We start from the raw sequence: 23,212 nt of genomic DNA, 5'->3' as shown, positions 1-23,212 counted from the left end.
CCGGGCACGCATACCCGCACGGGCGGACCGTCATCCCGGCGCAGAGGCCCGGCCGGAGCGGGTCCTCCGTGCGTGCGCGTCACTCTACGGCTTGTTCGCGCGCGAACGGGAACCGGTCCGCGGCGCCGGGGGCATCTGCCCGGAACGTCCCCCTACCCTGCGGTAATCCGGTCTGGCAGGCTGCGTTCATGACTGCGCGCGCCGCCGACCGGGCCCGTTACGACCGGGCCACCGCCCCCTACGACGCCCCCCTCGCGATCGTGGACCTCGACGCCTTCGACGCCAACGCGGACGACCTGGTCCGCCGGGCGGGCGGGAAACCGGTCCGGGTCGCCAGCAAGTCCGTGCGCTGCCGGGCGCTGCTGGAGCGCGTCCTGGCCAAGGACGGCTTCGCGGGCATCATGTCCTTCACCCTCGCCGAGTCCCTGTGGCTGGCCCGGTCCGGTTTCGACGACATCCTGCTCGCCTACCCCTCGGCGGACCGCGCCGGCTTCGCCGAGCTCGCCGGCGACCCCAAGCCGGCCGCCGCCGTCACGGTGATGATCGACGACGTCGCCCAGCTCGACCTGATCGACGCCGCACGCGCCGGCGGGCGGGAAGTCGTGCGCGTCTGCCTGGAGTTGGACACCTCGCTGAAGCTGCTCGGCGGGCGGGTGCGGGTGGGGGCCCTGCGCTCGCCGCTGCACTCCCCCGCGCAGGTCGCCGACGTGGCGCGAGCGGTGGCCCGGCGGCCGGGGTTCCGGCTGGTGGGGATCATGGCGTACGAGGGGCACATCGCGGGCGTCGGCGACGCGGTCGCCGGGCGGCCGCTGCGCTCGCGGGCGGTCCGGCTGATGCAGTCCGTCGCCCGCCGGGAACTCCTCGAGCGGCGTGCCGCCGTGGTGCGCGCGGTGCGGGCCGTGGCGCCGGACCTGGAGTTCGTCAACGGCGGCGGGACGGGCAGTGTGCAGCACACCGCCGCCGAGGACGCCGTCACGGAGATCGCGGCGGGCTCGGGGCTGTACCTGCCGCGTCTGTTCGACAACTACACGTCGTTCACCGGCCGTCCGGCCGCCCTGTTCGCGCAGCCCGTGGTGCGCAGACCGGGAGTGGGCGTCGTCACCGTCCTCGGCGGCGGCTACCCCGCCTCCGGTGCCGCCGGACCCGACCGGCTGCCGGTGCCGTACCTGCCGGAGGGGCTGCGCTACGACCCCCAGGAGGGCCCCGGTGAGGTGCAGACCCCGCTGCTCGGCTCCCCCGCCGACGACCTGCTGGTCGGCGACAAGGTGTGGTTCCGGCACGCGAAGGCCGGTGAGCTGTGCGAGCGGTTCGAGGCGCTGCACCTGATCGAGGGCGACGCGGTGACGGCGACGGTGCCGACGTACCGCGGCGAGGGCCACACGTTCCTCTGAGAGGTCCTCGCACTGTGAGCGCCTGATCGGGCCGCGCGGTCTGGTGCCGGGCAACGCGGTGAGGTGCGGTACCGGGCCGCGCGGCCCAGGCGGGCACCGTGCGAGAACCCCTGAGACCGGTCCTCCCGGCCTCCTCGCCCGCCCACGCCCGGTCACGGCGGACAACCCCTCCCGGCCTCCGCGCCGGACCTTCCGGTCACGACGAACCGCTCCTCCGGCCACGGCGCCCGGCACCTGCGGTCACGGCGGGCGGCCCGCTCCTGAACGGTCTCCACACCCGGCACTCGGTCACGACGAACCGCTCCCACGGTGTCCGCGCCCGGTCCCGACCTCGGTCACGACGCCCGGTCACGGCGCCGCGCACCTGCGGTCACCGCGTCCCCCGCCCTCGCCGCCGGGTTCTCATCGCGTCGGGCCGATGCCGCTTCCCACGCCGCCGCCGGTGTCCGCGTCGCCGATCGGGCGGATGCCCTTGGTGATGCGGTCCATGTCGGCGAGGGGCGGTCCGTCCGCGCCGGCGTCGAAGACGAACCGGACGAGGACCGGGGCCTCGACGCCGACGGTCGAGGGGAAGACCAGGGACTGGACGTATCCGCCGGGTCCCTCCTTGGTCGTCACCCGCCAGCGGACGTAGTACCCGGCGCGGCCCGCGACCGCGACCTGCCCCGAGGCGACCACCCGGTGCGCGGTGATGCCGCCGAAGGGGCTCCGGCCGATGGTGTCGCGGTCGTAGGCCTCGTCGGCCGCGTCGGCGATGTCGGCCTCGGCCAGGACCCTGGGCGAGGTCTCGGCGGTGTCGGTGATCGTGCGGGTGAGCACCAGCCCGTGTCGGCAGATTCCGGGGTCGACCGGGCAGTCGTAGGTGCCGTCGGTGGTCATGACGACGTCGTCGAGGGCGACGTACTCGGGCCGGACCCAGCCGTTCGGCAGGGGCAGGGTGATGCCGTTCAGCTCGTCCACGATGACGGAAGGATCCTCGGAGGAGGACGGCGAGGGCGAGGGGGACGGGGACGGCGAGTCGGGTGCCGGCGCGGCGGTGGCGCTCGCGGTCGTCACCGGCGGCGCCGCCTCCCGGTCGTCCTCGCGCAGCAGGACGGCCCCCGTCACGACGGCCGCGACCAGGACGGCCCCGGTCACGACCAGCGCGACGGTCCGGCCCCGCCCGCCGCCCCCGCCGGTGGCCGGCGCGGGCACCGGGACCGGCGCGACCGCGGGGCCGAACCCCTCGGGGATGCGCCGGTGTTCGGTCCAGGCCGTGCCGTCCCACCAGCGTTCCCGGTGCGGGGCCGACGGGTCGCGGTACCAGCCGGGCGGGGGCGTCATGCTCATCCCGGCACTGTAGGACGCCCCCCTACAGGGGCGTGACGTAGGCCCCGGAGATTCCTCCGTCGACCAGGAAGTCGGTGGCGTTGACGAAGGAGGAGTCGTCGCTGGCGAGGAAGGCGACGGCGGCGGCGATCTCCTCGGCCTCGGCGAACCGGCCCACCGGGATGTGGACCAGCCGGCGGGCCGCCCGCTCGGGGTCCTTGGCGAACAGCTCCCTGAGCAACGGGGTGTTGACCGGTCCGGGGCACAGGGCGTTGACGCGGATGCCCTCCCGCGCGAACTGCACGCCGAGCTCCCGGGACATGGCGAGCACGCCGCCCTTGGAGGCGGTGTACGAGATCTGCGAGGTCGCCGCGCCCATCCGCGCCACGAAGGACGCGGTGTTGATGATGGACCCCTTGCCCTGGCGCCGCATGTAGGGGAGGGCGGCCTTGCAGCACAGGTAGACGGAGGTGAGGTTGACTTCCTGGACGCGCTTCCAGGCCTCCAGGCCGGTCTCGAGGATGGAGTCGTCGTCGGGCGGGGAGATGCCGGCGTTGTTGAAGGCGACGTCGACGCTGCCGTAGGTCTCGTACGCCGTTCTGAAGAGGGTCTCGACCTGGTCGGGGTCGGTGACGTCGACCTTCACGAAGGTGCCGCCGACCTCCTCGGCGGCCGCCTTGCCGCGGGTCTCGTCCACGTCGCCGCAGACGACGTGCGCGCCCTCGGAGGCGAGCCGGCGGGCGGCGGCGAGGCCGATGCCGCTTCCGGCCCCGGTGATGACGGCGGTGCGGCCGACGAGGCGGCGGCAGATGGTGTCCTCGGTCATGAGCGGCTCAGGCCTCCGTGCTGATGAAGACGTTCTTGGTTTCGGTGAAGGCGGTCAGGGCGTCCGGGCCCAGCTCCCGGCCGACGCCGGACTGCTTGAAGCCGCCGAACGGGGTCCAGTAGCGGACGCTGGAGTGCGAGTTGACGGACAGGTTTCCGGCGCGCACGGCCTGCGAGACGCGCAGGGCGCGGCCCACGTCCCGGGTCCAGATGGAACCGGACAGGCCGTACGGGGTGTCGTTGGCGAGGCGGATCGCGTCCTGTTCGTCGGTGAACGGCAGCAGGACGGCGACGGGTCCGAAGATCTCCTCGCGGGCGGCGGCGGAGTCGGGCCGCTCGCCGGTGAGGACAGTCGGCGGGAACCAGAAGCCGGGACCGTCGGGGGCGCTGCCGCGCAGCGCGGGGGCGCCGTCCGGCACGAACGACCGCACCCGCTCGAGCTGTCGACGGGAGATCAGCGGGCCCATCCGGGTCCTGTCGTCGGACGGGTCGCCGACGACGACGGCGGAGAGCGCGTCGGCGAGCAGCGCGCACACCTCGTCGAGGACGGACTCCTGGACGAGGAGGCGGGTGCGGGCGCAGCAGTCCTGACCGGAGTTGTCCAGGAAGGAGGAGGGGTCGACGGCGGCCTCGAGATCGGCGTCGGCGAAGACGACGTTGGGGCTCTTGCCGCCCAGTTCCAGGGTGACGGGCTTGACCTGCCGGGCGCAGCGCTCCATGACCTCGCGGCCGGTGCGGGTGGACCCGGTGAACACGATCTTCGCCACGTCCGGGTGGTCGACCAGGGCTCGGCCGGCGATGTGGCCGTGGCCGGGCAGCACCTGGAAGAGGTATTCGGGCAGGCCCGCCTCCAGGCCCAGTTCGGCCAGCCGCAGGGCGGTGAGCGGGGTGGTCTCGGCGGGCTTGAGGACGACGGCGTTGCCGGCGGCGAGCGCGGGGAAGGAGCCCCAGGCGGCGATGGGCATCGGGAAGTTCCAGGGGGCGATCACGCCGACGACGCCGAGGGGCTCGTGGAAGGTGACGTCCCAGCCGCCGGGGACGGGGATCTGACGGCCGGTGAGGCGCTCGACTCCGCCGGCCGCGTAGAGCAGCAGGTCGCGGGCGTTCGCGGCCTCCCAGCGGGCGTTGCCGAGGAGGTGGCCGGCCTCGCGGACCTCCAGCAGGGCCAGTTCCTCGACGTGCGCGTCGACGACGTCGGCGAAGCGGCGCAGCAGCCGGGCCCGGTCGGCGGGGGCCGCGGCCGCCCAGGTCCGCTGGGCGGCGGTCGCGCGGGTGACGGCGCGGTCGGCCTCGGCGACACCGGCGGCGGGGACGGTGGCGACGACCTCCTCGGTGGCCGGGTTGAGGATCTCCAGCTCGTGCGGGTCGGACACGGGTTGACCTTTCACAGGCGTTCGAAGGAGCGGCGCAGTTCCCAGTCGGTGACCGCGGCGTCGAAGGCGTCCAGTTCGACGCGTGCCATGGTGCGGTAGTGCGCGACGACCTCGTCGCCGAAGGCGGCCCGGGCGATCGGGCTGTTCTCCCACAGTCCGGCGGCCTCGCGCAGCGTGGTGGGGACGTGGTCGTAGTCGGCGGTGTAGGCGTTGCCGGGGCAGGGGTCGGGCAGTTCCAGCTGGTGCTCGACGCCGTACAGGCCGGCGGCCACCAGCCCGGCCACAGCGAGGTAGGGGTTGACGTCGCCGCCGGGCAGCCGGTTCTCGAAGCGCAGGGAGCGGCCGTGGCCGACGACGCGTAGGGCGCAGGTGCGGTTGTCGTGGCCCCAGGCGACGGCGGTGGGGGCGAAGGAGCCCGGCTGGAACCGCTTGTAGGAGTTGATGTTGGGCGCGTACAGCAGCGAGAAGTCGCGGAGCGCGGCGAGCTGTCCGGCGAGGAAGTGCCGCATGAGCTCGGACATCCCGTCCGGGCCGGCCATCGCGTTGGCGCCGTCGGCGTCGGCCAGCGAGAGGTGGATGTGGCAGGAGTTGCCCTCGCGCTCGTTGTACTTGGCCATGAAGGTGAGCGAGACGCCCTCCTGGGCGGCGATCTCCTTGGCACCGGTCTTGTACAGGGCGTGCTGGTCGCAGGTGACGAGGGCCTCGTCGTAGCGGAAGGCGATCTCGTGCTGGCCTGGGTTGCACTCGCCCTTGGCGGACTCGACGGTGAGTCCGGCGCCGGCCATGTCGTTGCGCAGGCGGCGCAGCAGGGGCTCGATGCGGCCGGTGCCGAGGACGGAGTAGTCGATGTTGTACTGGTTGGCCGGGGTGAGGCCCCGGTAGTTCGCGTCCCAGGCCTGCTCGTAGGTGTCCTTGAAGACGATGAACTCCAGCTCGGTGCCGACCTGTGCGGTGAGGCCGAGGGCGGCGAGACGTTCGAGCTGGCGGCGCAGGATCTGGCGGGGCGCGGCGGCGACCGGGGAGCCGTCGTCCCAGGCGAGGTCGGCGAGGAGCAGGGCCGTGCCCGGGTGCCAGGGCACGCGGCGCAGGGTGGTCGTGTCCGGGAGCAGGGCGAAGTCGCCGTACCCGCGGTCCCAGGAGGACATCGCGTAGCCGTCGACGGTGTTCATCTCGGTGTCGACGGCGAGGAGGTAGTTGCAGCCCTCGGTGCCGTGGTGGAGGACCTCGTCGAGGAAGAACCGGGCGGCGAACCGCTTGCCCTGGAGACGCCCTTGCATGTCGGGGAAGGCCAGGACGACAGTGTCGATCTCACCGCCCGCGACGAGGGCGTGCAGCTCCTCGACGCCGAGCGGGGGTGTGCGGTCTGCCACGGGAGGGCCTCCTTCGGGGCTTCTTCGCGCTGTGACGGCCGGACCGGGAGCCATAAGGTAGTGCGCCATAAGGTATTGCCGAGAACCATTGCCTGGGAAGGGGGCGCGGCCGGATGCCGGAGAAACCTGGCGGCGGGGTGTCGGACCGGCTGGCGACGGTGCTGCGGCCGGTGCGGGCGGGCAACGGTTTCGAGGAGGCGCTCGAGCAGATCCTGCAGGTGCTGCGGCTGGGCCTGGTGCCCGGCGGCGAGCGGCTGCCGGCCGAGCGGGAGCTCGCGGAGCGGCTCGGGATCAGCCGGGTGACGCTGCGCGAGGTGCTGAAGGTGCTCCAGGACCAGGGGCTGGTGGAGTCGCGGCGCGGCCGGTACGGCGGAACGTTCGTGCTGCCCCGTACGGACGTCGGGGGCGAGGACGAGCTGCGGCGCAGGGTCGCCGGGGTCGATGTCGAGGACGTGCTGCGCTTCCGTGAGGTGCTGGAGGTCGGCGCGGCCGGGCTGTGCGCGGCGCACGGCCTGACCGGCGGGCGGGCGGACCGGCTGCGCGAGGCGCTGGCCCGCACGCACGACGCCCCGCTGGGGGACTACCGTCGCCGCGACACGCTGCTGCACCTCACGCTCGCCGAGCTGTGCGGCTCGCCGTCGCTCGCGGCGCGGTACGCGGCGGTGCGGGCGACGGTGAACGACCTGCTGGACTGCATCCCGCTGCTCGTGCGCAACCTGGAGCACTCCCAGCGACAGCACACCGCCCTGGTGGAGGCGGTGCTCGACGGGGACGCCGACGGGGCGCGGGAGATGATGCGGGAGCACTGCGCGGGGACGGCCGCGCTGCTGAGGGGCTTCCTGACGTGATCGCTCCGGGTTTCTCGCCGGGACGGCCCTGAAAAGGTATGCGAGTGGTCCATTGAGCGGACGGAGGGTCACATGGGCGACAGACCGCTGATCGGCGTGAGCACCTATCTGGAGACCGCGGCGCGCTGGGGGGTGTGGGAGCTGGAGGCGGCGCTGCTGCCGGTCGGGTACCCGCGGCTGGTGCAGCGGGCGGGCGGGCTGGCCGCGATGCTGCCGCCGGACGCGCCGGAGCACGCGGCGGCGACGGTGGCACGGCTGGACGGTCTGGTCATCGCGGGCGGCCCGGACGTCGACCCGGTCCGCTACGGCGCCGAGCGCGACCCGCGGACCGGGCCGCCGGCACCGCGGCGCGACGCGTGGGAGCTGGCCCTGATCGAGGCGGCGCTGGCCGCGGGCACCCCGCTGCTCGGGGTCTGCCGGGGCATGCAGCTGCTCAACGTCGCCCTGGGCGGCACGCTGGTCCAGCACCTCGACGGGCACGCGGAGGCGGTCGGCGTCTTCGGCGGCCACCCCGTCGCGCCGGTCGCGGGCACGCGGTACGCCGAGCTGGTCCCGGAGGAGACCTCGGTGCCCACCTACCACCACCAGGCGGTGGACCGCCTCGGCACCGGCCTGGTGCCGGCGGCGTACGCGGCGGACGGCACGGTGGAGGCGGTCGAACTGCCGTCCGCCACCGGGGCATGGGTGCTGGGGGTGCAGTGGCATCCGGAGATGGGGGAGGACCTGCGGCTGATGCGCGCCCTGATCGGCGCGGCGGCCGGGGTCTCCGTCCGAGACGGCCGGCAGACCGAGCTCCCCGCCCCCTCGCACGGGGGCCTACGCCCCTGAGACCCTCTCCGCCCGGCTGCTCTCACCCCCGGGTGAGCGACAGCAGTTCCCGTGCCGGGCCCGTGGGCCGGTGGCCCGTCGGCCAGACCGCGCGCAGGTCCCGCGCCAGGCGGACGCCCTCGACGGGCACCCTGACCAGCCGTCGCATCGCCAGCTCCTCCCCCACCGCCAGTTCGCTCAGCACCGCGGGCCCCGCCCCGCCGACCGCCGCCGCCTTCACCGCCGTGGTCGAGGAGAGCTCGATGAGAGGACGGGCCAGACCGCCGAGCGCCGCGTCCAGCACCTGCCGCGTCCCCGATCCCTTCTCCCGCAGGATCAGCGGCGTCGACGCCAGCTCGGAGGCGGTCAGCGCGCGCCGCCGCCGTACCCACGGGTGGCCGGGAGCGGCGACCACGATCAGCCGGTCGTGCGCGACCACCGCGGAGTCGAGACCGGGCGGCACGGTGAGGCCCTCCACGAACCCGAGGTCGGCCTCCCCGGACAGCAGCCGCTCCACCACCGCGGCCGAGTTGCCCGCGTGCAGCGAGACCGCCGTGTCGGGGCGCTGGTCGCGCAGCGCGAGCAGCCAGCCGGGCAGCAGGTACTCGGCGATGGTCATGCTCGCCGCCACCCGCAACCGGGAGTCCCGCCGGTCGCGCAGCGCCTGCGCGCCCGCGTCGAAGGCCTCGGCCGCCTCGACGACGCGCCGCGCCCAGTCGGTGACCAGCGCGCCGGCGTCGGTGAGCCGGGAGCCGCGCGGTGAGCGGTCGACGAGGGCCACGCCGAGCTGGCGTTCCATCGAGCGGATCCGGCTGCTGGCGGCCGGCTGGGTGATGCCCCGCTCGCGCGCGGCGGCGCCGAGGCTGCCGAGCCGGGCCACGGCCAGCAGCAGCTCCAGCGCGCCGAGGTCCGGGACACGGTGCGCGAGCGATCCGGTCACGCCCGGCGGACGCGCCTCCTGCTGCTGTTCCCTGCTCATAAGGTCAGTTTATGCCCCCATAGGAACGTCCTCCCTGGTCGTCGGGGTGCGCCCGCGGGACGGTGGGGATCATGGTCACCGCAGCCCCGCCCCTGTTCGCGGCCCGCCCGCGTGCCGCCGCCGTCCGTCATCTCGGGCCGAACTGGTACGCCACGGTGATGGGCACCGCCGTCGTGGCCACGGCGGGCGCGGCACTGCCCGTCCCCGTCCCGGGGCTGCGCCCGCTGTGCGCGGGGGTGTGGGTGCTGTCCCTCCTCCTGCTGGTGACGGTGCTGGCCGCCCGCGCCCTGCACTGGCTGCACCACCGCGACCAGGCCCGCGCCCATCTCCTCGACCCGGCGACCGTGCCGTTCTACGGCTGCCTGGCGATGGCGCTCGTCGCGGTCGGCGGGGGCGCGCTCGGCGTCGGCCGGGACTGGATCGGCACCGGAGCGGCGCTCGCCCTGGACGCGGCGCTTTTCTGCGCCGGAACGGCCGTCGGACTGGCCGCGGCCGTGGCCGTGCCGTACCTGATGGCCGTCCGCCATCGGGTCGGGCCGGGCCAGGCCACGCCGGTGTGGCTGCTGCCGCTGGTCGCGCCGATGGTGTCGGCGGCGTCCGGGCCCCGGCTCGTGCCGTACCTGCCGGCCGGACAGCCCCGGGAGACCCTGCTGCTGACGTGCCTGGCGCTGTTCGGGCTGAGTCTGCTCGCCACGTCGGTCATGCTGCCGGTGGTCTTCGGCCGGCTGGTCACCGGAGGGCCGCTGCCCCTCGCCCTGACCCCGACGCTGTTCCTGGTGCTGGGCCCGCTCGGGCAGTCCACGACCGCCGTCGGGGCGTTCGCGGAGATCGCCGCGGGCGTGGTCCCCGCGCCGGACAGCCGTGCTCTCGCGGTCCTCGCCGTGCTGTACGGGGTGCCCGTGACGGGGTTCGCGCTGCTGTGGCTGTGTCTGGCCACCGCCCATGTGGTGCGCGCCCGCCGGCACGGTATGCGGTTCACGATGGCGTGGTGGGCGTTCACCTTCCCCGTCGGCACCTGTGTGACCGGCGCCGAGTCGCTGGCCCGGCACACCGGACTGACCGCGTTCGCCGTGCTCGCCACGGCGCTGTACGCCGTCCTCGTCACCGCCTGGGGCGTCGCCGCCGTGCACACCGTGCGCGGGCTGGTCAGCGGAGAGCTTCTCGCAGCGCCGCGGCCAGCACCCCCGGCGCCTCGGCGAGCGACGGCCCGTACCACGTCAGGTGCCGTCCGCTGACGAGCGCGCAGGGCAGGCCGGGAAAGGCCTCGGGGCCGTCGGCGGCGGTGAAGCGGTAGGGCTCGTCGGGGAGGACGACCAGGTCGGGGGCCGCCGCGCGCAGCTCGTCGAGGGGGACGCCGGGGTAGCGGTCGGCGTGGGCCGCGTACAGGTGGTCGACGCCCAGGCGGGCCAGGACGTCCCCCGCGAAGGTGTCGCGGCCGAGGACCATCCAGGGGCGGCGCCAGATCGGCACCACGGCCGTCCTGCGGCGGTCGGGTGCGGGCGGCGCCGCCCACGCCGCCTCCGCCTCGTCCAGCCAGCGGGGCCGGCTGCGCGCTCCGCACGCGTCGAGCACCCGGGCCAGTTCGCGGAAGGCCTGCGGGACGTCCCTGACCTCCGTCACCAGGACCTCGGTGCCCGCCGCGCGCAGGGCGGCGAGGTCGGGCTCCCGGTTCTCCTCCTCGTTGGCGACCACCAGGTCGGGGGCGAGGGCGAGGATCCGGTCGACCTTCGGGTTCTTGGTGCCGCCCACACGGAGGACGTCGAGGTCCGCCGGACGGGCGCACCAGTCGGTGGCGCCGACGAGGGCGCCCGGCAGGGAGACGGCGACCGCCTCGGTCAGCGACGGGACGAGGGAGACGACGCGCACTACCGCTTCCGGTTCCGGACGGCCTCGATGTGCTCGGCGACGGCGACGACGACCACCCGGGTGTCCGGCACCGTCGCCCGCCAGCGGTGGCGGACCCCGCCGGTGAGGTAGAGGGTGTCGCCGCGGCCGAGACGGTAGGCGCGGCCCTCCGCCTCGATCTCCACGGCGCCGTCGGCGACGTACATCAGCTGGTCGTTGCGGTACTGGAACTCGCGGCCGGCGTCGTGGTCGCCGGTGAACTCCGTGGCGTGCATCTGGTGGTGACCGCGCACCAGGGACCGGGACTGCGGCTCGGGGCCGGGTTCGGTGAGCTCGGCGCGGACGACGTCCACGCTGCACGCCGGGTCGGCGGCGGCGAGGAGTTCGACGGCGGTGGTGCGCAGGGCGTCGGCGACCTTCTCCAGGGAGCTGGTGCTGGGCCGGGCGCGGTCGTTCTCGATCTGGCTCAGGAAGGGGACCGACAGGCCGCTGCGCTCGGCCACGACGGCGAGCGTGAGCTCCAGGGACCGGCGCCGCCGCCGGACGGCCGCGCCCACCCGAAGGGGCTGCTCTTTGTGGTCGCCCATCGCTCCGGCTCCCTCCTTCGCTCGTCGCTCCGACGGTGCGTGTGCCCGCCGGCCGCGCGCCGGTGTCCGGGTTCCCCCGCGTGGGCGTGCGTCCTCTGATGAGTTCTCTGCACCCTACGCATGTTCGGCAAACCGTTTCATGGGCCCGTCACATCGAGGGCGCACGGGGTCGCCCGCGACCTCACGGTTCGCGCCAGTCGATCATCCCCGGGGACCGGCCGGCCGGTGGCCGTGTCCTCGCGTTCTTCTCTTCAATGCGCGAGGCGCCCGCGGTGTTCCCTGCGGGAAGGCGCCGAGCGCGGGCGAGGGCGTCGCTCTGCGTGGTTGGCCTGATCCTGCCGTGGGTGGGAACGGCACGAGGGGCGGGCCCGGCGCACGCGTCGGCGGCGTGCGGCGGTACCCGCCCCTCGTCGGGCGGTGGCGGGGTTGTCAGGTCACCCGGCCGCCCTGCTCTTCGTCCCCGAGCCCGTGACCGGGGCCCACTGGTCGACCAGGGCGGGGTTCTCCTCCAGCCAGGCGCGGACGGCGTCCTGCTCCCGTCCCTTGCCGGCCTTCTGGATGCGGGCCTCCAGACCGGTGAGCTGCTTCTCGGTCATCCGGAAGTCCTTCAACCAGGTGCCGACCTCGGGGTGGTCGGCGGCGAAGCCCTTGCGGGAGAGGGTGTGCACGCCGTCGCCCGCACCCCAGGCGCCCCGGGGGTCCTTCAGCTTCTTCAGGTCGTACTCGCTGTAGGCCCAGTGCGGCGACCAGAGGGTGACGACGATCGGCTCCTTCTTGGCGTAGGCGCGCTTGAGCTCGGCGAGCATCGCCGGGGTGGAGCCGTCGACGACCCGGTAGGCGCCGTTCAGGCCGTACTCCTCGAGGACCTTGTCCTTGAGCAGGCCCATCATCCCGGCGCTGGGCTCGATGCCGGTGATGCGGCCCTTGAGGGCGCCGGACGTCTTCTTCAGGTCCGCCAGGGTGTTGACGTCCTTCATGTACGCCGGGACGGTCAGCTCCAGGGAGGTGGGGCCGTACCAGCGGCCGAGGTCGTCGAGCTGCTTGCCGTACTTCTGCCAGTACTCGGCGTGCGTGGTCGGCAGCCACGAGTCGGTCTGGAAGTCGACCTGGCCGGTGGCCAGGCCCGTGTAGAGGGGGCCCGCGGCGTACTGGGTGGTCTTCACCTCGAAGCCCCGCCGCTCCAGGAGCTCCTTCCACAGGTAGGTGGAGGCGATGCCCTCGTCCCACGGGATGTACCCGATGGTGATCTCCTTGCCCTTGCCGACGTCCGTGGCGGAGGCCTCGGCGGTGCCGGCGTCGGAGCCGAACACGTTCACGCCTGCGGCGACCAGCGCGAGGACGACGGCACCGACGACGGCCACGGCCGGGCGGGGGCGGTACGACCACACGGTGGTGCGGGCCTTTGCGGCGGCGCGGCGGCCGAGCGGGGAGATCCGGGTGCCCAGGGCGCCGGTCATCCGGTCCAGGTAGATGGCGAGGACGACGATGCCGAGGCCGGCCTCGAAGCCGAGGCCGATGTCGAGCTGGCCGATGGCCTCGTTGACGGCGCCGCCGAGGCCGCCGGTGCCGACCATGCCGGCGATGACGACCATCGACAGGCCCAGCATGATGACCTGGTTGACGCCCGCCATGATCGTCGGCAGGGCGAGGGGCAGCTGGACGCGCAGCAGGGTGTCGCGGGGCGACGTGCCGAACGCCTCGGCCGCCTCGACGAGATCGGCGTCGACCTGGCGAATGCCCAGCTCGGTCATGCGCACGCCGGGGGCGAGAGCGAAGATCAGGGTGGCGACGACACCGGCGGGGACGCCCATGCCGAAGAACAGGATCGCCGGGATCAGCAGGACCATCGACGGCATCGTCTGGAGCAGGTCCAGCACGGGCCTGACGATCGCGCTGACCGTCTTGGAGCGGGCCGCCCAGATGCCCAGCGGGACGGAGACCACCAGGGCGATCACGGTGGCGACGAGCACCAGCGACAGCGTGGACATCGCCTCCTCCCACAGGTCGAGGGAGTCGATGAGCGCGAAGCCGGCGAAGCCGAGGACGCCCGCGACCAGGCCGCGCAGCCACCAGGCGAGCACCGCGAGGATGCCCGCGAGCAGCAGCGGCTCGGGGGCGGTGAGGACGGCGTCGATGCCGTCGTACATGCCTTCGACGAGCGCCTTGACCGCGTCGAAGAGCCAGGACATGTGAGCGACGAGCCAGTCGACACCGGAGTCGACCCAGTCGCCGAGGTGGAGCCTAGGCACGGGCGGCCTCCTTCCGGCCGTCGCGCGGGCTCTCGCAGCGGGACTCCGCGGCCGGCTCGTCGCCGAGGAAGCCGACCAGGCGCCGGCGTGGGACGACACCGACGAGGGCGCGTCGGGCGTCGAGCACGGCGACCGGGTGCGGCAGGCGGGCGCTGAGCGCGCACAGTTCGGTGAACGGCGTGTCGGGGGTGGCGGTCGCGCAGCCGCAGTCGGCCTCGTCGCCGCGGACGGCGGGGTCCATGACGGCGGACGCGGTCAGCACACGGGAGCGATCGACGTCCTGGATGAAGGAGGCCACGTAGTCGTCGGCGGGCCGCACGAGGATGTCCTCGGCGGTGCCGGTCTGCACGATGCGGCCGTCGCGCATGACGGCGATGCGGTCGCCGAGGCGCATCGCCTCGTTGAGGTCGTGGGTGATGAAGACGATCGTCTTCTTCAGCGTCTTCTGGAGGGTGAGCAGCTGGTCCTGCATGTCGCGGCGGATCAGCGGGTCCAGGGCGCTGAAGGACTCGTCCATCAACAGCAGGTCGGCGTCGGTGGCGAGGGCGCGGGCGAGGCCCACGCGCTGCTGCATACCGCCGGACAGCTCGTCCGGCCAGGACTTCTCCCAGCCGGCCAGGCCGCACAGGGACAGCGCCTCGGCGGCGCGACGCTCGCGCTCGGCGCGCGGGACGCCCTGGACGGCGAGGCCGTAGGCGGCGTTGTCGAGGACGCTGCGGTGCGGGAAGAGCGCGAAGTGCTGGAAGACCATGCTGATCTTGCGGGCGCGGACCTCGCGCAGCTCGCGGTCGGTGAGCGCGGTCAGGTCCTGGCCGTCGAAGAGGACGCGTCCCGAGGTGGGCTCCAGCAGTCCGTTGAGCATGCGCAGCAGCGTGGACTTGCCGGAGCCGGACAGGCCCATGACGACGAAGATCTGGCCCGGGTCCACACCGAAGGAGGCGTCGACGACGGCGGCGGTGGTGCCGTCGGCGCGCAGCTCCTCCCGGTCGGCTCCGCCGCGGAGCCGGTCGACGGCCTCGTCCGGTCGTCTGCCGAACACCTTGTACAGATGCTCGGCCTCAAGCCTGGAGGACACACATACCTTCTCGGATCGGGGGCAGGGGGCGGAGGGTGCCATGAGGTCACTGACGGTTGAAAGTGCAAACGGCACCGCTCCGAGGCCGCGCCTGCCCGGGGCCGGGCAGGCCAAACGCGCCGGTGTGCCAGTTCACAGGGCCTTCACACGTGTCACGGGAGGGAATACCTGCCGGGCAGCGGGGGACACGTGCGGCATGATGCGTGGCGTGACCGGACGACTGATGCTCCTCGACACCGCCTCGCTGTACTTCCGCGCCTACTTCGGCGTCCCGGACTCCGTGAGGGCGCCGGACGGCACGCCGGTGAACGCCGTGCGCGGACTGCTGGACTTCATCGACCGCCTGGTCAAGGACCACCGGCCCACCGAACTGGTGGCGTGCATGGACGCGGACTGGCGCCCGGCGTGGCGGGTCGAGCTGATCCCCTCCTACAAGGCGCACCGCGTGGCCGAGGAGCACGCGGCGGGACCGGACGAGGAGGAGGTGCCCGACACGCTCTCGCCACAGGTGCCGGTCATCGAGGCCGTGCTGGACGCGCTGGGCATCGCGCGCGTGGGCGTCTCGGGCTACGAGGCGGACGACGTGATCGGCACGTTCACCGCGCGGGCGAAGGTCGGGGTGGACATCGTCACCGGCGACCGCGACCTGTACCAGCTGGTGGACGACGCGCGCGGGGTGCGGGTGCTGTACCCGCTCAAGGGCGTCGGCACGCTCCAGACGACGGACGAGGCGTGGCTGCGCGAGAAGTACGGCGTCGACGGCCCCGGCTACGCGGACCTCGCGCTGCTGCGCGGCGACCCCAGCGACGGACTGCCCGGAGTGCCCGGCATCGGGGAGAAGACGGCGGCCAAGCTGCTGGCCGAGTTCGGCGACCTGGCCGGGATCATGGCGGCGGTCGACGACCCCGGGTCCCGCCTCACGCCGACGCAGCGCAAGCGGCTGGACGAGGCGCGGCCCTACGTCGCCGTCGCGCCGAAGGTGGTCCGGGTCGCCGCCGACGTGCCGCTGCCGGACGTGGTCACGGCGTTGCCCCGGGCGCCGCGCGACGCGGCGGCACTGGAGGGACTGGCGGAGCGCTGGGGCCTCGGCGGGTCGTTGCAGCGGCTGCTGTCCACGCTTTCCGGATAGACGTCCGGGCATCAGAGGGGGGATCAGTGCTAACTTAGGTAAACCTAACCAAAGGAGATTGGGAGGCCGTCATGGCAGAACGTCCGGCACGGAAGCCGCGGAAGCCCCACTCCGCGCAGGTCGTCCGCACCGAACGGCTCACCCCGCACATGCAGCGCGTGGTCCTCGGCGGAGAGGGACTGGCCGAATTCGCCACCGGCACCTGCACCGACCACTACGTGAAGCTGCTGTTCGGTCCCGAGGGCGTGACCTATCCCGAGCCGTTCGACCTGGAGCGCATCCGGGCCGAGTTCCCCCGCGAGCACTGGCCCGTGACCCGGACGTACACCGTGCGCCACTGGGACGCCGAACACCGCGAGCTGACCCTGGACTTCGTCCTGCACGGCGACGACGGCCTCGCCGGGCCGTGGGCGGCGCGCGTCCGCCCGGGCGAGACCGTCCGCTTCATGGGCCCCGGCGGCGCCTACGCCCCCGACCCCGCCGCCGACTGGCATCTGCTGGCCGGCGACGAGAGCGCCATGCCCGCCATCGCCGCCGCGCTGGAGTCCCTGCCGGCCGGCGCCGTGGCCCACGCCTTCATCGAGGTGGCCGGGCCGGAGGAGGAGCAGAAGATCGACTCCGACGTGGAGGTCGTCTGGCTGCACCGCGGTGACCGCCCCGTCGGCGAACGACTCGTCGACGCCGTACGGGCGTTGGAGTTCCCCGAGGGCCGCCTGCAGGCGTTCGTCCACGGCGAGGCCGCCTGCGTGAAGGAGCTGCGCCGACTGTTGCGCGTCGACCTCCGGATCCCCCGCGAGGACCTCTCGGTCTCCGGCTACTGGCGCCTCGGCCACAACGAGGACGGCTGGCAGGCCTCCAAGAAGGAGTGGAACGCCCGCGTGGAAGCCGAACAGGAGCACACGGCCCCGGCCGCCTGAGGGGTCCTCGCAACCCCTCTGAGCGGCGGACCGCCCCCGACTCGGAGCTCCGGACGGAAGGCGGGGCCGCGCGAGCAGCCGCGGGCACCGGCCGGTGCCCGCCGGCCACGCGGCCCGACCCCCGGCCGGCCTCAGTCTCCCCGTACGCGCGCGTGCAGGTGCATGTCGTGCCAGCCGTCCGGGTGCAGGAGTGCGCTGCGCTTGGTGCCCTCCAGGGCGAAGCGGGTCTTGCCGGCGACGCGGCAGGAGGCCTCGTTGGCGACGGCGTGCATCAGTTCCAGGCGCTGGAAGCCGACCTCCTCCAGGGCCCAGTGGGCGAGGGCGTCGGTGGCGCGGGCCGCGACGCCCCGGCCGCGCGCCCGCGCCGTCGTCCAGTAGGCGACCTCGGCCACCCCGTCGCCCAGCAGGATGCAGCGCAGCGCCACCCGCCCCAGCAGGACCCCGCTCTCCGCGTCCGCGACGGCCCACTGCGCGTTGTCCTCCTTCTCCCAGGCCGCCCGCCACTCCTCGATCCAGCCGGCGACCTCCTGAACGGAGTCGGCGGCGCGGATGTGCCACTGGTGCATCAGCGGGTCCTGGAAGGCGGCGTGGACGGCGGGCGCGTCCTCGGGCCGCCACGGGCGCAGCAGCAGCCCGTCACCGGTGGCGAGCACGGGCTGCGGAGTGCGGGAGAGGGAACCGGCGGGCAGGACGGGACGGGTGAGGAAGGGCATGACCCGTATCCTGCCCGCCGCGTCCGCGGCGGCCCACGCGTTTTCCCCGTCGCCGTAGTCTGGGTGCCGATGAGACGCCGCACCCCTCCCCCGCCCTCCCCGCTCCCCCAGCGCGACGGAGTCGACCCGGTCCGGGTACGACTGCCGGGCGAGGGCCACTGGAGGACCGTACGGGAGCATCTGCTGGAGCGGTTCGGCGCGGCCCGGGCCGCACTCGTGGAGGGGATGTTCGCGGCGGGGCGGATCGTCGGGGCCGACGGGCGGGCGGTGGCGGCGGACGCCGCTTACACGCCGGGTCTGTACGTGTGGTTCCACCGCGAGCTCGCCGCCGAGCCGCCGGTGCCCTTCCCGCTGGACGTCGTCCACCGCGACGAGCACGTCGTCGTCGCCGACAAGCCGCACTTCCTGGCGACCACCCCGCGCGGCAGCCACATCACCGAGACCGCCCTGGCGCGGCTGCGCCGCGACCTCGGCCTGCCCGCCCTCGGCGCCGCGCACCGCCTCGACCGGCTCACCGCCGGCCTCGTGCTGTTCACCGTGCGCCCGGAAGAACGCGGCGCCTACCAGACGCTGTTCCGCGACCGCCGTGTGCACAAGGTGTACGAGGCCGTCGCGCCGTACGATCCCGGGCTGGACCTGCCGGTCACCGTGCGCAGCCGGATCGTGAAGGAGCGCGGGACGCTGACCGCCCGCGAGGTCCCGGGCGAGGTCAACGCGGTCAGCCGCGTCGAGCTGGTCGAGCACCGGTCGGACGGACTCGCCCGCTACCGGCTGACACCACTGACCGGGCAGACCCACCAGCTGCGGGTGCACATGAACGCGCTGGGCGTGCCGGTCCTGGGCGACCCGCTCTACCCCGAGGTGACCGGCCCCGTGCCGGCCGGCGACTTCCGGCGCCCGCTGCAACTGCTCGCGCGCGAGCTGGAGTTCACCGATCCGGTCACGGGGACGGTCCACCGGCTGCGCAGCGGGCGGACGCTGACCGCCTGGACCTCGTACGAGGACTGGGACGGCCATGGCGGCCGGGGAGACCGGGATCAGTAGCCGCGCCACCAGTCGAGGAGGCGCCGCAGGGCGTTCCGCCTGCGGGCCGGCCGGGCGCCCGCCGCGTCGGGCCGGGGCTGCGGGGCCGCGTCGGACTGCGGCCGGGCCTCGTGCGGGCCGGGCTCGGCGACCGCTGCCCCGGAAGCGGCCGTCTGCCGGTCCGCCGACCGGCTCTTCGGCAGATCCGCCGGCCGCTCCGCAGGCGCATCCGCCGACGGGCCCGCCGCCGGGTCCACGTAGCGATCCGCCGCCCGGGCCGTCGTCTCGGGCGTCGGCCCGGAGTAGATGCTCATCGGCAGTCCCGAGCGGGGCGGCGGGACCGCGCCGTGCGACGGCCGCGCCATGACGTCCTGCTGCGGCTTCGGCTCGAACACCACCGGCAGTTCCACCAGGTGCCGCGAGGCGATCGACGTCGTCCAGCGCAGGTCCTCCTCGTCGCAGTCGAGTTGGATGTCCGGCAGCCGCATCAGCAGCGCGTCCACGCCGACGTCGGCGATGGCGCGGCCGATGTCCTGGCCGGGGCACTCGTGCGGACCTCCGCCGAAGGCGAGGTGGGAGCGGTTGCCCTGCATGTTCGCGGACAGGTCGGGGCGCACCCGCGGGTCGAGGTTGCCCGGCGCGGGCGCGAAGAGCAGACCGTCCCCCCTGCGGATGCGCTGACCGCCCAACTCCGTGTCCTGCTTGGCGAAGTAGCCGAGGACGGTGCTGAACGGCGGTTCGTCCCACAGCGTCTGCTCGACCGCCTCCGGCACCGTCATCTGCCCGCCGTTGAGCCGTGCGACGAACCGGTCGTCGGTGAGGACCATGCGCAGCGCGTTGGACAGCAGGTTGACGGTGGCCTCGTAGGCGGCGAAGAGCAGGAGGCGCAGGTGCTCGCGGACCTCGTCGTCGTCGAGGTTCGCCGGGTCGTTGATGAGGTGGCTGGCGAGGTCGTTCCCGGGCCGGGCGCGGCGGCGGGCGGTCAGCCGGCTCAGCGCCTCCATGACGTAGGTGTGGCTGGCGATGGCGGTCTCGGTGCCCTTGAGCGCGTCGCGGGCCGCCTGGACCATCCGGTCGCTGTACTCGTCGGGCATGCCGAGGACATGGCACATCACGGCCATCGGGAGGTGCTCGGCGAACTGGCCGACGAGCTCGGCCTCGCCGACCTCGCAGAAGCCGTTGACCAGGTGCTGACTGGAGCGGTTGATGTACCGGCGCAGACTGCGTTCGTTGATGGTCTGCACGGCCGCGGTCACCGCGCCGCGCAGCCGCTTGTGCTCGTCGCCCTCGGCGTGGGCGCAGATCGGCTGCCAGGCGATGTGCGGCATCAGCGGGTGGTCGGGCTTGACCAGGCCCTCCAGGAGCGGGGTCCAGATGCGGCTGTCCCGGCTGTACTGCGAGGGGGTGCGGACCATGTGCAGGTTCTCGGCGTGGCCGAGGACCACCCACATCGGGACGTCGTCGTGGAGGAGGACGGGCGCCACCGGGCCGTGCTGGTCCCGCAGTTCCTCGTAGAGGGTGCTCAGGTCCTCCGCGCCGGGGCCGTAGAGGCGTTGCAGTCCGCCGGGTCCGCGGCCGTGCGCGGGACAGCCGGGAGGCGGGTCGAGGGCGAGGTCGCGCGGACCTGTCGTGGTGGGGTGTTCAGGCGTCACAGGGGGTCGCTCCGGGGGCCGGGGGATCCGGTGTCGGGGGTGGGGGTCAGGTGAGGCTGCCGGTCAGGTGCAGCGTCTGGAGGAAGGCCACCAGGGTGGTCAGCACGTCACGGCTGGAGGCCCGACGGCGCACGTCGCACTCCACGATCGGCAGGTCGGCCGGCAGGTCGAGGGCGGCGCGCAGGTCCTCCAGGGGGTAACGGGGCCCGTCGGGGAAGGTGTTGATGGCGACCACGAAGGGCACGCCGCGCTCCTCCAGCCGCCCCATGACCTCGAAGCTGACCTCGAGACGGCGGGTGTCGACCAGGACGACCGCGCCCAGCGCGCCTTCGAACAGGCCGTCCCACAGGAACCAGAACCGCTCCTGGCCCGGCGTGCCGAAGAGGTACAGCACGATCTCGTCGGTGATGCGGATGCGGCCGAAGTCCATCGCCACGGTGGTGGCGGTCTTCGAATCGGAGCCGTAGTTGTCGTCGACGCCGATGCCGGCCTGCGTCATGGTCTCCTCGGTGGTCAGCGGTTTGATCTCGCTGACCGACCCGACCATGGTCGTCTTGCCGACGCCGAAACCGCCCACGATGACGATCTTGGCCGCCGCCTGGGTGGAGTGCGGCAGATGGTCCTCGGCCCGTGGGCCGGGGATCGTGTCAGAGCCGTTGAAGTCCATGCATCACCGCTTCGAGAAGGGAACGGTCGGGGAGGTGCTGCCGGACGATCGGGGCGCGCGCCTGGACGAGGTCGGCCGCCAGCATCTCGGTGAGCAGCACCGTCACCACGCTGAACGGCAGGCTGAGGTAGGCCGACACCTCGGCCACCGACAGCGGGGACCGGCACATGCGCAGCACCGCGATCTGCTCCGGGGTGGCCGAGGAGGGCGGTTCGGCGTGCGCCACGACCAAGGTGACCAGGTCGACGGCCGCGCGATCGCCGTCGCCACCCGAGATGACGTACAGCCTTTCGAGGTCCTTGTCCTTCCCGCCCTCCTTCGCGGGTTGCTCGGTCACGTCCGGCAGGGGCTGTCGCCGTTGGCGCTGGGGAGGCGTCATACGCTCTGCCCGTTGCGCCGGGGCGGGCTGGTCAGGTGGGCGCCGATGCGCACCACGAGGTCGCGCATGGAGCCGCTCATCCGGCCGGGCTCGCAGCACACGTCGGCGAGCACCGCCAGGTAGGCGTTGGCGCCGGCGGCCATCAGGTAGAAGTAGCCCCCGTCCATCTCGATGACGACGAGGTTCATGTCGCCCTCGACACTGTGGATCTCCTGGGCGACGGCGCTCGCGAGGCTCTGCAGACCGGCGCAGGCGGCGGCGACGCGGTCGGCGGCGTCGGGGTCGCCGGCGTAGCGGGCGATGCGCAGTCCGTCGGCCGACAGCACCACGATCATCTCGATGCCCGGGACTCCGTCGTAGAGCTCCTTGAGCATCCAGTCGAAGTTGGCGCGCTGCTGGATCACGTGAGGTCCCCCTCGTCGTCGGCCTGGTTCTCGGCCTTGTCTTCGATCAGGTGCAGGTATGCGGTCGGGTTGCGGGTGAAGTCGGTCGGGTGGACACCCGGGTTGCCCTTCTTGAGCCCCTCCCAGAAGGCCTCGAACGCCACTCCGGGCTCGGCCTTCTTCCGCTCGGGCTGCGGCCTGTCCTCGGCCTCGGGGCGGGCCTGCCTGAACGGGTCCGGCTTGCCCTCGCGCTCGGCGCGTTCGGCGGCGGCGGCCTCGGCGTAGCGCTGGGTGAGGGAGATCTTCATCTTGCTGCGGCGCTGCGGCAGACCCTTGTCGGTCCACTCGGTGACCTCGGGCACGTCGTCCTCGAACGAGACGCCGGCGGGGATGCGCGGACTGGTGGGGCGGCGCTTCTTGGGCGGGCGCTTGGGGCCCTCGACCGCGTCCTGGAGGGTGATCTGCGGGACGGCGGTGGCGCCGATGCCGTGCGCGAAGCCGGGGGCCGGCTCGGTGGTCATCATCTCGCTCGGCACGATGAGCACGGCGCGGACACCGCCGTACGCCGACTTGCGCAGCGCCACGTCGAGCTTGTGCGAGGTGCACAGCCGGCCGATGACCGCCAGACCCAGGCGCGGGTTGCCGCCCATGTCCTGGATGTCGATGCCCTCCTTGGCCTCCGCCAGCATGCGCTCGACCCGGGCGCGGCTCTCCTCGCTGAGGCTGACGCCGGCGTCCTCGATCTCGATGGCGATGCCGGTCTGCACCTCGACGGCGTTGACGTGCACCTTGCTCTGCGGCGGCGAGTAGCGGGTGGCGTTGTCGAGGAGCTCGGCCAGCGCGTGGATGAGCGGTTCGACGGACAGACCGCGGATGTTGACCTTGGCGATGGAGTCCAGCTGGATGCGCCGGTACTCCAGGATCCGGGACATGGCACCGCGCAACACGCTGTACAGCGGGATCGGTCGGGACCAGCTGCGGCCGGGGCGGCCGCCGCCGAGGACGCCGATGGAGTCGGCGAGGCGCCCGATCAGCGCGTTGCCGTGGTCGATGCGCAGGAGGTCGTCGAAGACCTCGGGGTTGCGGCCGTGGTCCTCCTCCATCTCCCGCAGTTCTTTGGCCTGTTGGTGGACGATGGCCTGGACCCGCCGGGCGATGCTGACGAACGAGCGCTGGGCGGAGTCGCGCAGGGCCTGCTCGTACTCGATGACCTCGAACAGCTTGTAGCACAGCCGCCGTTGTCCCTCACCGAGCTCGCGGAACGCGGGCTCGGTCTCGTCGAGGTGGTCCATCACCTCGCGGGGCGACGCTCCCCGGCGCATCCAGGCGACCGCCGGAGGGATGAACTCCGCAGCGATGCTGTGGTTCTGCTCGTCCTGGGCGGCGAGGCGTCGCTCCAGATAGGCGACCCGTCGGTCCTTCTCCGCGCGCAGGTCCCGCAGGGTGCGGCCGCGGCGTACCGCCTCGGCCCCGGCCGCGATCACCAGGAGGGTGCCGAGGGCTCCGCAGGCGCCGACGGCGAGCCGGGCCGGTACCGCCACCAGGGCGACGGCGGCTCCGGACGCCGCGGCCATCAGTATCGCCGGCAGCAACAGCAGGCGTACGTACGCCAGTTCTCGACGGCCGGGCGGGGACTGAACTCGCACCATGTGGGCACCCTCTGTAGGGATCTGTCGGCATCTTCCGAACCTT

The 23,212-nt window shown here is 73.5% G+C and carries 22 protein-coding genes; 7 read left to right on the top strand and 15 right to left on the bottom strand.

The features are described 5' to 3' along the window. The first annotated feature begins 188 nt into the window (after positions 1–188). Positions 189–1,391, top strand: a complete 1,203-nt coding sequence (locus tag ACZ4YY_RS24700; protein ID WP_468294074.1) for an amino acid deaminase/aldolase — start codon at positions 189–191, stop codon at positions 1,389–1,391. Positions 1,392–1,793: 402 nt separating this feature from the next. On the opposite strand, the gene ACZ4YY_RS24695 is transcribed toward ACZ4YY_RS24700, so the two are convergent. From ACZ4YY_RS24695 to ACZ4YY_RS24680, 4 genes are read right to left on the bottom strand one after another with little or no spacing between them, the layout of a single operon-like run. Continuing rightward, positions 1,794–2,714: a DUF2510 domain-containing protein gene (locus ACZ4YY_RS24695; protein ID WP_468294327.1), complete on the bottom strand. Its 921-nt coding sequence runs from the start codon at positions 2,712–2,714 to the stop codon at positions 1,794–1,796. 28 nt (positions 2,715–2,742) lie between these two features. Beyond that, on the bottom strand, positions 2,743–3,525 hold the full coding sequence (locus ACZ4YY_RS24690; RefSeq protein WP_468294071.1) for a 3-oxoacyl-ACP reductase: 783 nt from the start codon (positions 3,523–3,525) through the stop codon (positions 2,743–2,745). A gap of 7 nt (positions 3,526–3,532) precedes the next feature. Continuing rightward, positions 3,533–4,897: an aldehyde dehydrogenase family protein gene (locus ACZ4YY_RS24685; protein ID WP_468294068.1), complete on the bottom strand. Its 1,365-nt coding sequence runs from the start codon at positions 4,895–4,897 to the stop codon at positions 3,533–3,535. A gap of 11 nt (positions 4,898–4,908) precedes the next feature. After that, complete coding sequence (locus ACZ4YY_RS24680; RefSeq protein WP_468294065.1) at positions 4,909–6,267, bottom strand: glutamine synthetase family protein; 1,359 nt, start codon at positions 6,265–6,267, stop codon at positions 4,909–4,911. A gap of 113 nt (positions 6,268–6,380) precedes the next feature. Between ACZ4YY_RS24680 and ACZ4YY_RS24675 the strand changes: the two genes are divergently transcribed. Both ACZ4YY_RS24675 and ACZ4YY_RS24670 read left to right on the top strand, forming a co-directional pair. Then, positions 6,381–7,115 (top strand): FadR/GntR family transcriptional regulator, encoded by a 735-nt coding sequence (locus ACZ4YY_RS24675; protein WP_468294062.1) that lies wholly within the window; start codon positions 6,381–6,383, stop codon positions 7,113–7,115. A gap of 72 nt (positions 7,116–7,187) precedes the next feature. Beyond that, complete coding sequence (locus ACZ4YY_RS24670) at positions 7,188–7,943, top strand: gamma-glutamyl-gamma-aminobutyrate hydrolase family protein (protein WP_468294059.1); 756 nt, start codon at positions 7,188–7,190, stop codon at positions 7,941–7,943. 22 nt (positions 7,944–7,965) lie between these two features. Here the strand turns inward: ACZ4YY_RS24670 and ACZ4YY_RS24665 are convergent, their stop codons facing one another. Further along, complete coding sequence (locus ACZ4YY_RS24665; RefSeq protein ID WP_468294055.1) at positions 7,966–8,901, bottom strand: LysR family transcriptional regulator; 936 nt, start codon at positions 8,899–8,901, stop codon at positions 7,966–7,968. 71 nt (positions 8,902–8,972) lie between these two features. On the opposite strand from ACZ4YY_RS24665, the gene ACZ4YY_RS24660 reads away from it, so the two are divergent. Beyond that, on the top strand, positions 8,973–10,136 hold the full coding sequence (locus ACZ4YY_RS24660; RefSeq protein ID WP_468294052.1) for a TDT family transporter: 1,164 nt from the start codon (positions 8,973–8,975) through the stop codon (positions 10,134–10,136). On the opposite strand, the gene ACZ4YY_RS24655 is transcribed toward ACZ4YY_RS24660, so the two are convergent. From ACZ4YY_RS24655 to ACZ4YY_RS24640, 4 genes are all read right to left on the bottom strand, one after another. Next, positions 10,048–10,767, bottom strand: coding sequence for a helical backbone metal receptor (locus ACZ4YY_RS24655; RefSeq protein ID WP_468294049.1), 720 nt, complete (start codon positions 10,765–10,767; stop codon positions 10,048–10,050). The genes ACZ4YY_RS24660 and ACZ4YY_RS24655 overlap by 89 nt on opposite strands. Next, the gene (locus tag ACZ4YY_RS24650) at positions 10,767–11,333 is read right to left on the bottom strand and encodes a helix-turn-helix domain-containing protein (protein ID WP_468294046.1); all 567 of its coding nucleotides are present in this window, start codon (positions 11,331–11,333) and stop codon (positions 10,767–10,769) included. The genes ACZ4YY_RS24655 and ACZ4YY_RS24650 overlap by 1 nt, the downstream gene beginning before the upstream one ends. Before the next feature lie 434 nt (positions 11,334–11,767). Continuing rightward, positions 11,768–13,582, bottom strand: a complete 1,815-nt coding sequence (locus ACZ4YY_RS24645; RefSeq protein WP_468294043.1) for an ABC transporter permease/substrate binding protein — start codon at positions 13,580–13,582, stop codon at positions 11,768–11,770. Next, positions 13,575–14,657 (bottom strand): quaternary amine ABC transporter ATP-binding protein, encoded by a 1,083-nt coding sequence (locus ACZ4YY_RS24640; RefSeq protein ID WP_468294040.1) that lies wholly within the window; start codon positions 14,655–14,657, stop codon positions 13,575–13,577. The genes ACZ4YY_RS24645 and ACZ4YY_RS24640 overlap by 8 nt, the downstream gene beginning before the upstream one ends. 199 nt (positions 14,658–14,856) lie before the next feature. Here ACZ4YY_RS24640 and ACZ4YY_RS24635 point away from each other — a divergent pair, with 199 nt between their 5' ends. Together ACZ4YY_RS24635 and ACZ4YY_RS24630 are read left to right on the top strand one after the other, a co-directional pair. Next, on the top strand, positions 14,857–15,786 hold the full coding sequence (locus ACZ4YY_RS24635) for a 5'-3' exonuclease (RefSeq protein WP_468294324.1): 930 nt from the start codon (positions 14,857–14,859) through the stop codon (positions 15,784–15,786). Between the two features lie 71 nt (positions 15,787–15,857). Then, positions 15,858–16,703: a siderophore-interacting protein gene (locus ACZ4YY_RS24630; protein ID WP_468294037.1), complete on the top strand. Its 846-nt coding sequence runs from the start codon at positions 15,858–15,860 to the stop codon at positions 16,701–16,703. 131 nt (positions 16,704–16,834) lie between these two features. On the opposite strand, the gene ACZ4YY_RS24625 is transcribed toward ACZ4YY_RS24630, so the two are convergent. Further along, the gene (locus ACZ4YY_RS24625; protein WP_468294034.1) at positions 16,835–17,416 is read right to left on the bottom strand and encodes a GNAT family N-acetyltransferase; all 582 of its coding nucleotides are present in this window, start codon (positions 17,414–17,416) and stop codon (positions 16,835–16,837) included. A gap of 69 nt (positions 17,417–17,485) precedes the next feature. Here ACZ4YY_RS24625 and ACZ4YY_RS24620 point away from each other — a divergent pair, with 69 nt between their 5' ends. Continuing rightward, positions 17,486–18,460, top strand: coding sequence for an RluA family pseudouridine synthase (locus tag ACZ4YY_RS24620; RefSeq protein WP_468294031.1), 975 nt, complete (start codon positions 17,486–17,488; stop codon positions 18,458–18,460). Here the strand turns inward: ACZ4YY_RS24620 and ACZ4YY_RS24615 are convergent. The 5 genes from ACZ4YY_RS24615 to ACZ4YY_RS24595 are packed head-to-tail and all read right to left on the bottom strand — an operon-like array spanning position 18,454 to position 23,169. Beyond that, positions 18,454–20,091, bottom strand: a complete 1,638-nt coding sequence (locus ACZ4YY_RS24615; RefSeq protein ID WP_468294028.1) for a cytochrome P450 — start codon at positions 20,089–20,091, stop codon at positions 18,454–18,456. The two genes, ACZ4YY_RS24620 and ACZ4YY_RS24615, sit on opposite strands and share 7 nt — an antisense overlap. A 46-nt stretch (positions 20,092–20,137) precedes the next feature. Beyond that, on the bottom strand, positions 20,138–20,758 hold the full coding sequence (locus ACZ4YY_RS24610) for a GTP-binding protein (protein WP_468294025.1): 621 nt from the start codon (positions 20,756–20,758) through the stop codon (positions 20,138–20,140). After that, a complete protein-coding gene (locus tag ACZ4YY_RS24605; protein ID WP_468294022.1) occupies positions 20,739–21,137 on the bottom strand; it encodes a DUF742 domain-containing protein in 399 nt (132 codons plus the stop codon). The genes ACZ4YY_RS24610 and ACZ4YY_RS24605 overlap by 20 nt, the downstream gene beginning before the upstream one ends. Next, positions 21,134–21,541 carry a roadblock/LC7 domain-containing protein gene (locus ACZ4YY_RS24600; RefSeq protein WP_468294019.1) on the bottom strand — a complete coding sequence of 136 codons (408 nt, stop codon included), beginning with the start codon at positions 21,539–21,541 and terminating at the stop codon, positions 21,134–21,136. The genes ACZ4YY_RS24605 and ACZ4YY_RS24600 overlap by 4 nt, the downstream gene beginning before the upstream one ends. After that, positions 21,538–23,169 carry an ATP-binding protein gene (locus ACZ4YY_RS24595; RefSeq protein WP_468294016.1) on the bottom strand — a complete coding sequence of 544 codons (1,632 nt, stop codon included), beginning with the start codon at positions 23,167–23,169 and terminating at the stop codon, positions 21,538–21,540. The genes ACZ4YY_RS24600 and ACZ4YY_RS24595 overlap by 4 nt, the downstream gene beginning before the upstream one ends. Between the last annotated feature and the right edge of the window lie 43 nt (positions 23,170–23,212).

This window comes from Streptomyces sp. NPDC030143 (assembly GCF_055573695.1).
Note: the sequence above shows the minus strand (reverse complement) of the source record. Positions and strands in the feature narration are given on the sequence as shown.

Bases quoted from the DNA above. Each gene is read 5' to 3' on its own strand.
- ACZ4YY_RS24635 (WP_468294324.1), top strand. From the start codon at position 14,857: ATGCGTGGCGTGACCGGACGACTGATGCTCCTCGACACCGCCTCGCTG.
- ACZ4YY_RS24660 (WP_468294052.1), top strand. From the start codon at position 8,973: ATGGTCACCGCAGCCCCGCCCCTGTTCGCGGCCCGCCCGCGTGCCGCC.
- ACZ4YY_RS24675 (WP_468294062.1), top strand. From the start codon at position 6,381: ATGCCGGAGAAACCTGGCGGCGGGGTGTCGGACCGGCTGGCGACGGTG.
- ACZ4YY_RS24665 (WP_468294055.1), bottom strand. From the start codon at position 8,901: ATGAGCAGGGAACAGCAGCAGGAGGCGCGTCCGCCGGGCGTGACCGGA.
- ACZ4YY_RS24625 (WP_468294034.1), bottom strand. From the start codon at position 17,416: ATGCCCTTCCTCACCCGTCCCGTCCTGCCCGCCGGTTCCCTCTCCCGC.
- ACZ4YY_RS24605 (WP_468294022.1), bottom strand. From the start codon at position 21,137: ATGACGCCTCCCCAGCGCCAACGGCGACAGCCCCTGCCGGACGTGACC.
- ACZ4YY_RS24690 (WP_468294071.1), bottom strand. From the start codon at position 3,525: ATGACCGAGGACACCATCTGCCGCCGCCTCGTCGGCCGCACCGCCGTC.
- ACZ4YY_RS24595 (WP_468294016.1), bottom strand. From the start codon at position 23,169: ATGGTGCGAGTTCAGTCCCCGCCCGGCCGTCGAGAACTGGCGTACGTA.
- ACZ4YY_RS24630 (WP_468294037.1), top strand. From the start codon at position 15,858: ATGGCAGAACGTCCGGCACGGAAGCCGCGGAAGCCCCACTCCGCGCAG.
- ACZ4YY_RS24700 (WP_468294074.1), top strand. From the start codon at position 189: ATGACTGCGCGCGCCGCCGACCGGGCCCGTTACGACCGGGCCACCGCC.
- ACZ4YY_RS24670 (WP_468294059.1), top strand. From the start codon at position 7,188: ATGGGCGACAGACCGCTGATCGGCGTGAGCACCTATCTGGAGACCGCG.
- ACZ4YY_RS24695 (WP_468294327.1), bottom strand. From the start codon at position 2,714: ATGACGCCCCCGCCCGGCTGGTACCGCGACCCGTCGGCCCCGCACCGG.
- ACZ4YY_RS24610 (WP_468294025.1), bottom strand. From the start codon at position 20,758: ATGGACTTCAACGGCTCTGACACGATCCCCGGCCCACGGGCCGAGGAC.
- ACZ4YY_RS24620 (WP_468294031.1), top strand. From the start codon at position 17,486: ATGAGACGCCGCACCCCTCCCCCGCCCTCCCCGCTCCCCCAGCGCGAC.
- ACZ4YY_RS24650 (WP_468294046.1), bottom strand. From the start codon at position 11,333: ATGGGCGACCACAAAGAGCAGCCCCTTCGGGTGGGCGCGGCCGTCCGG.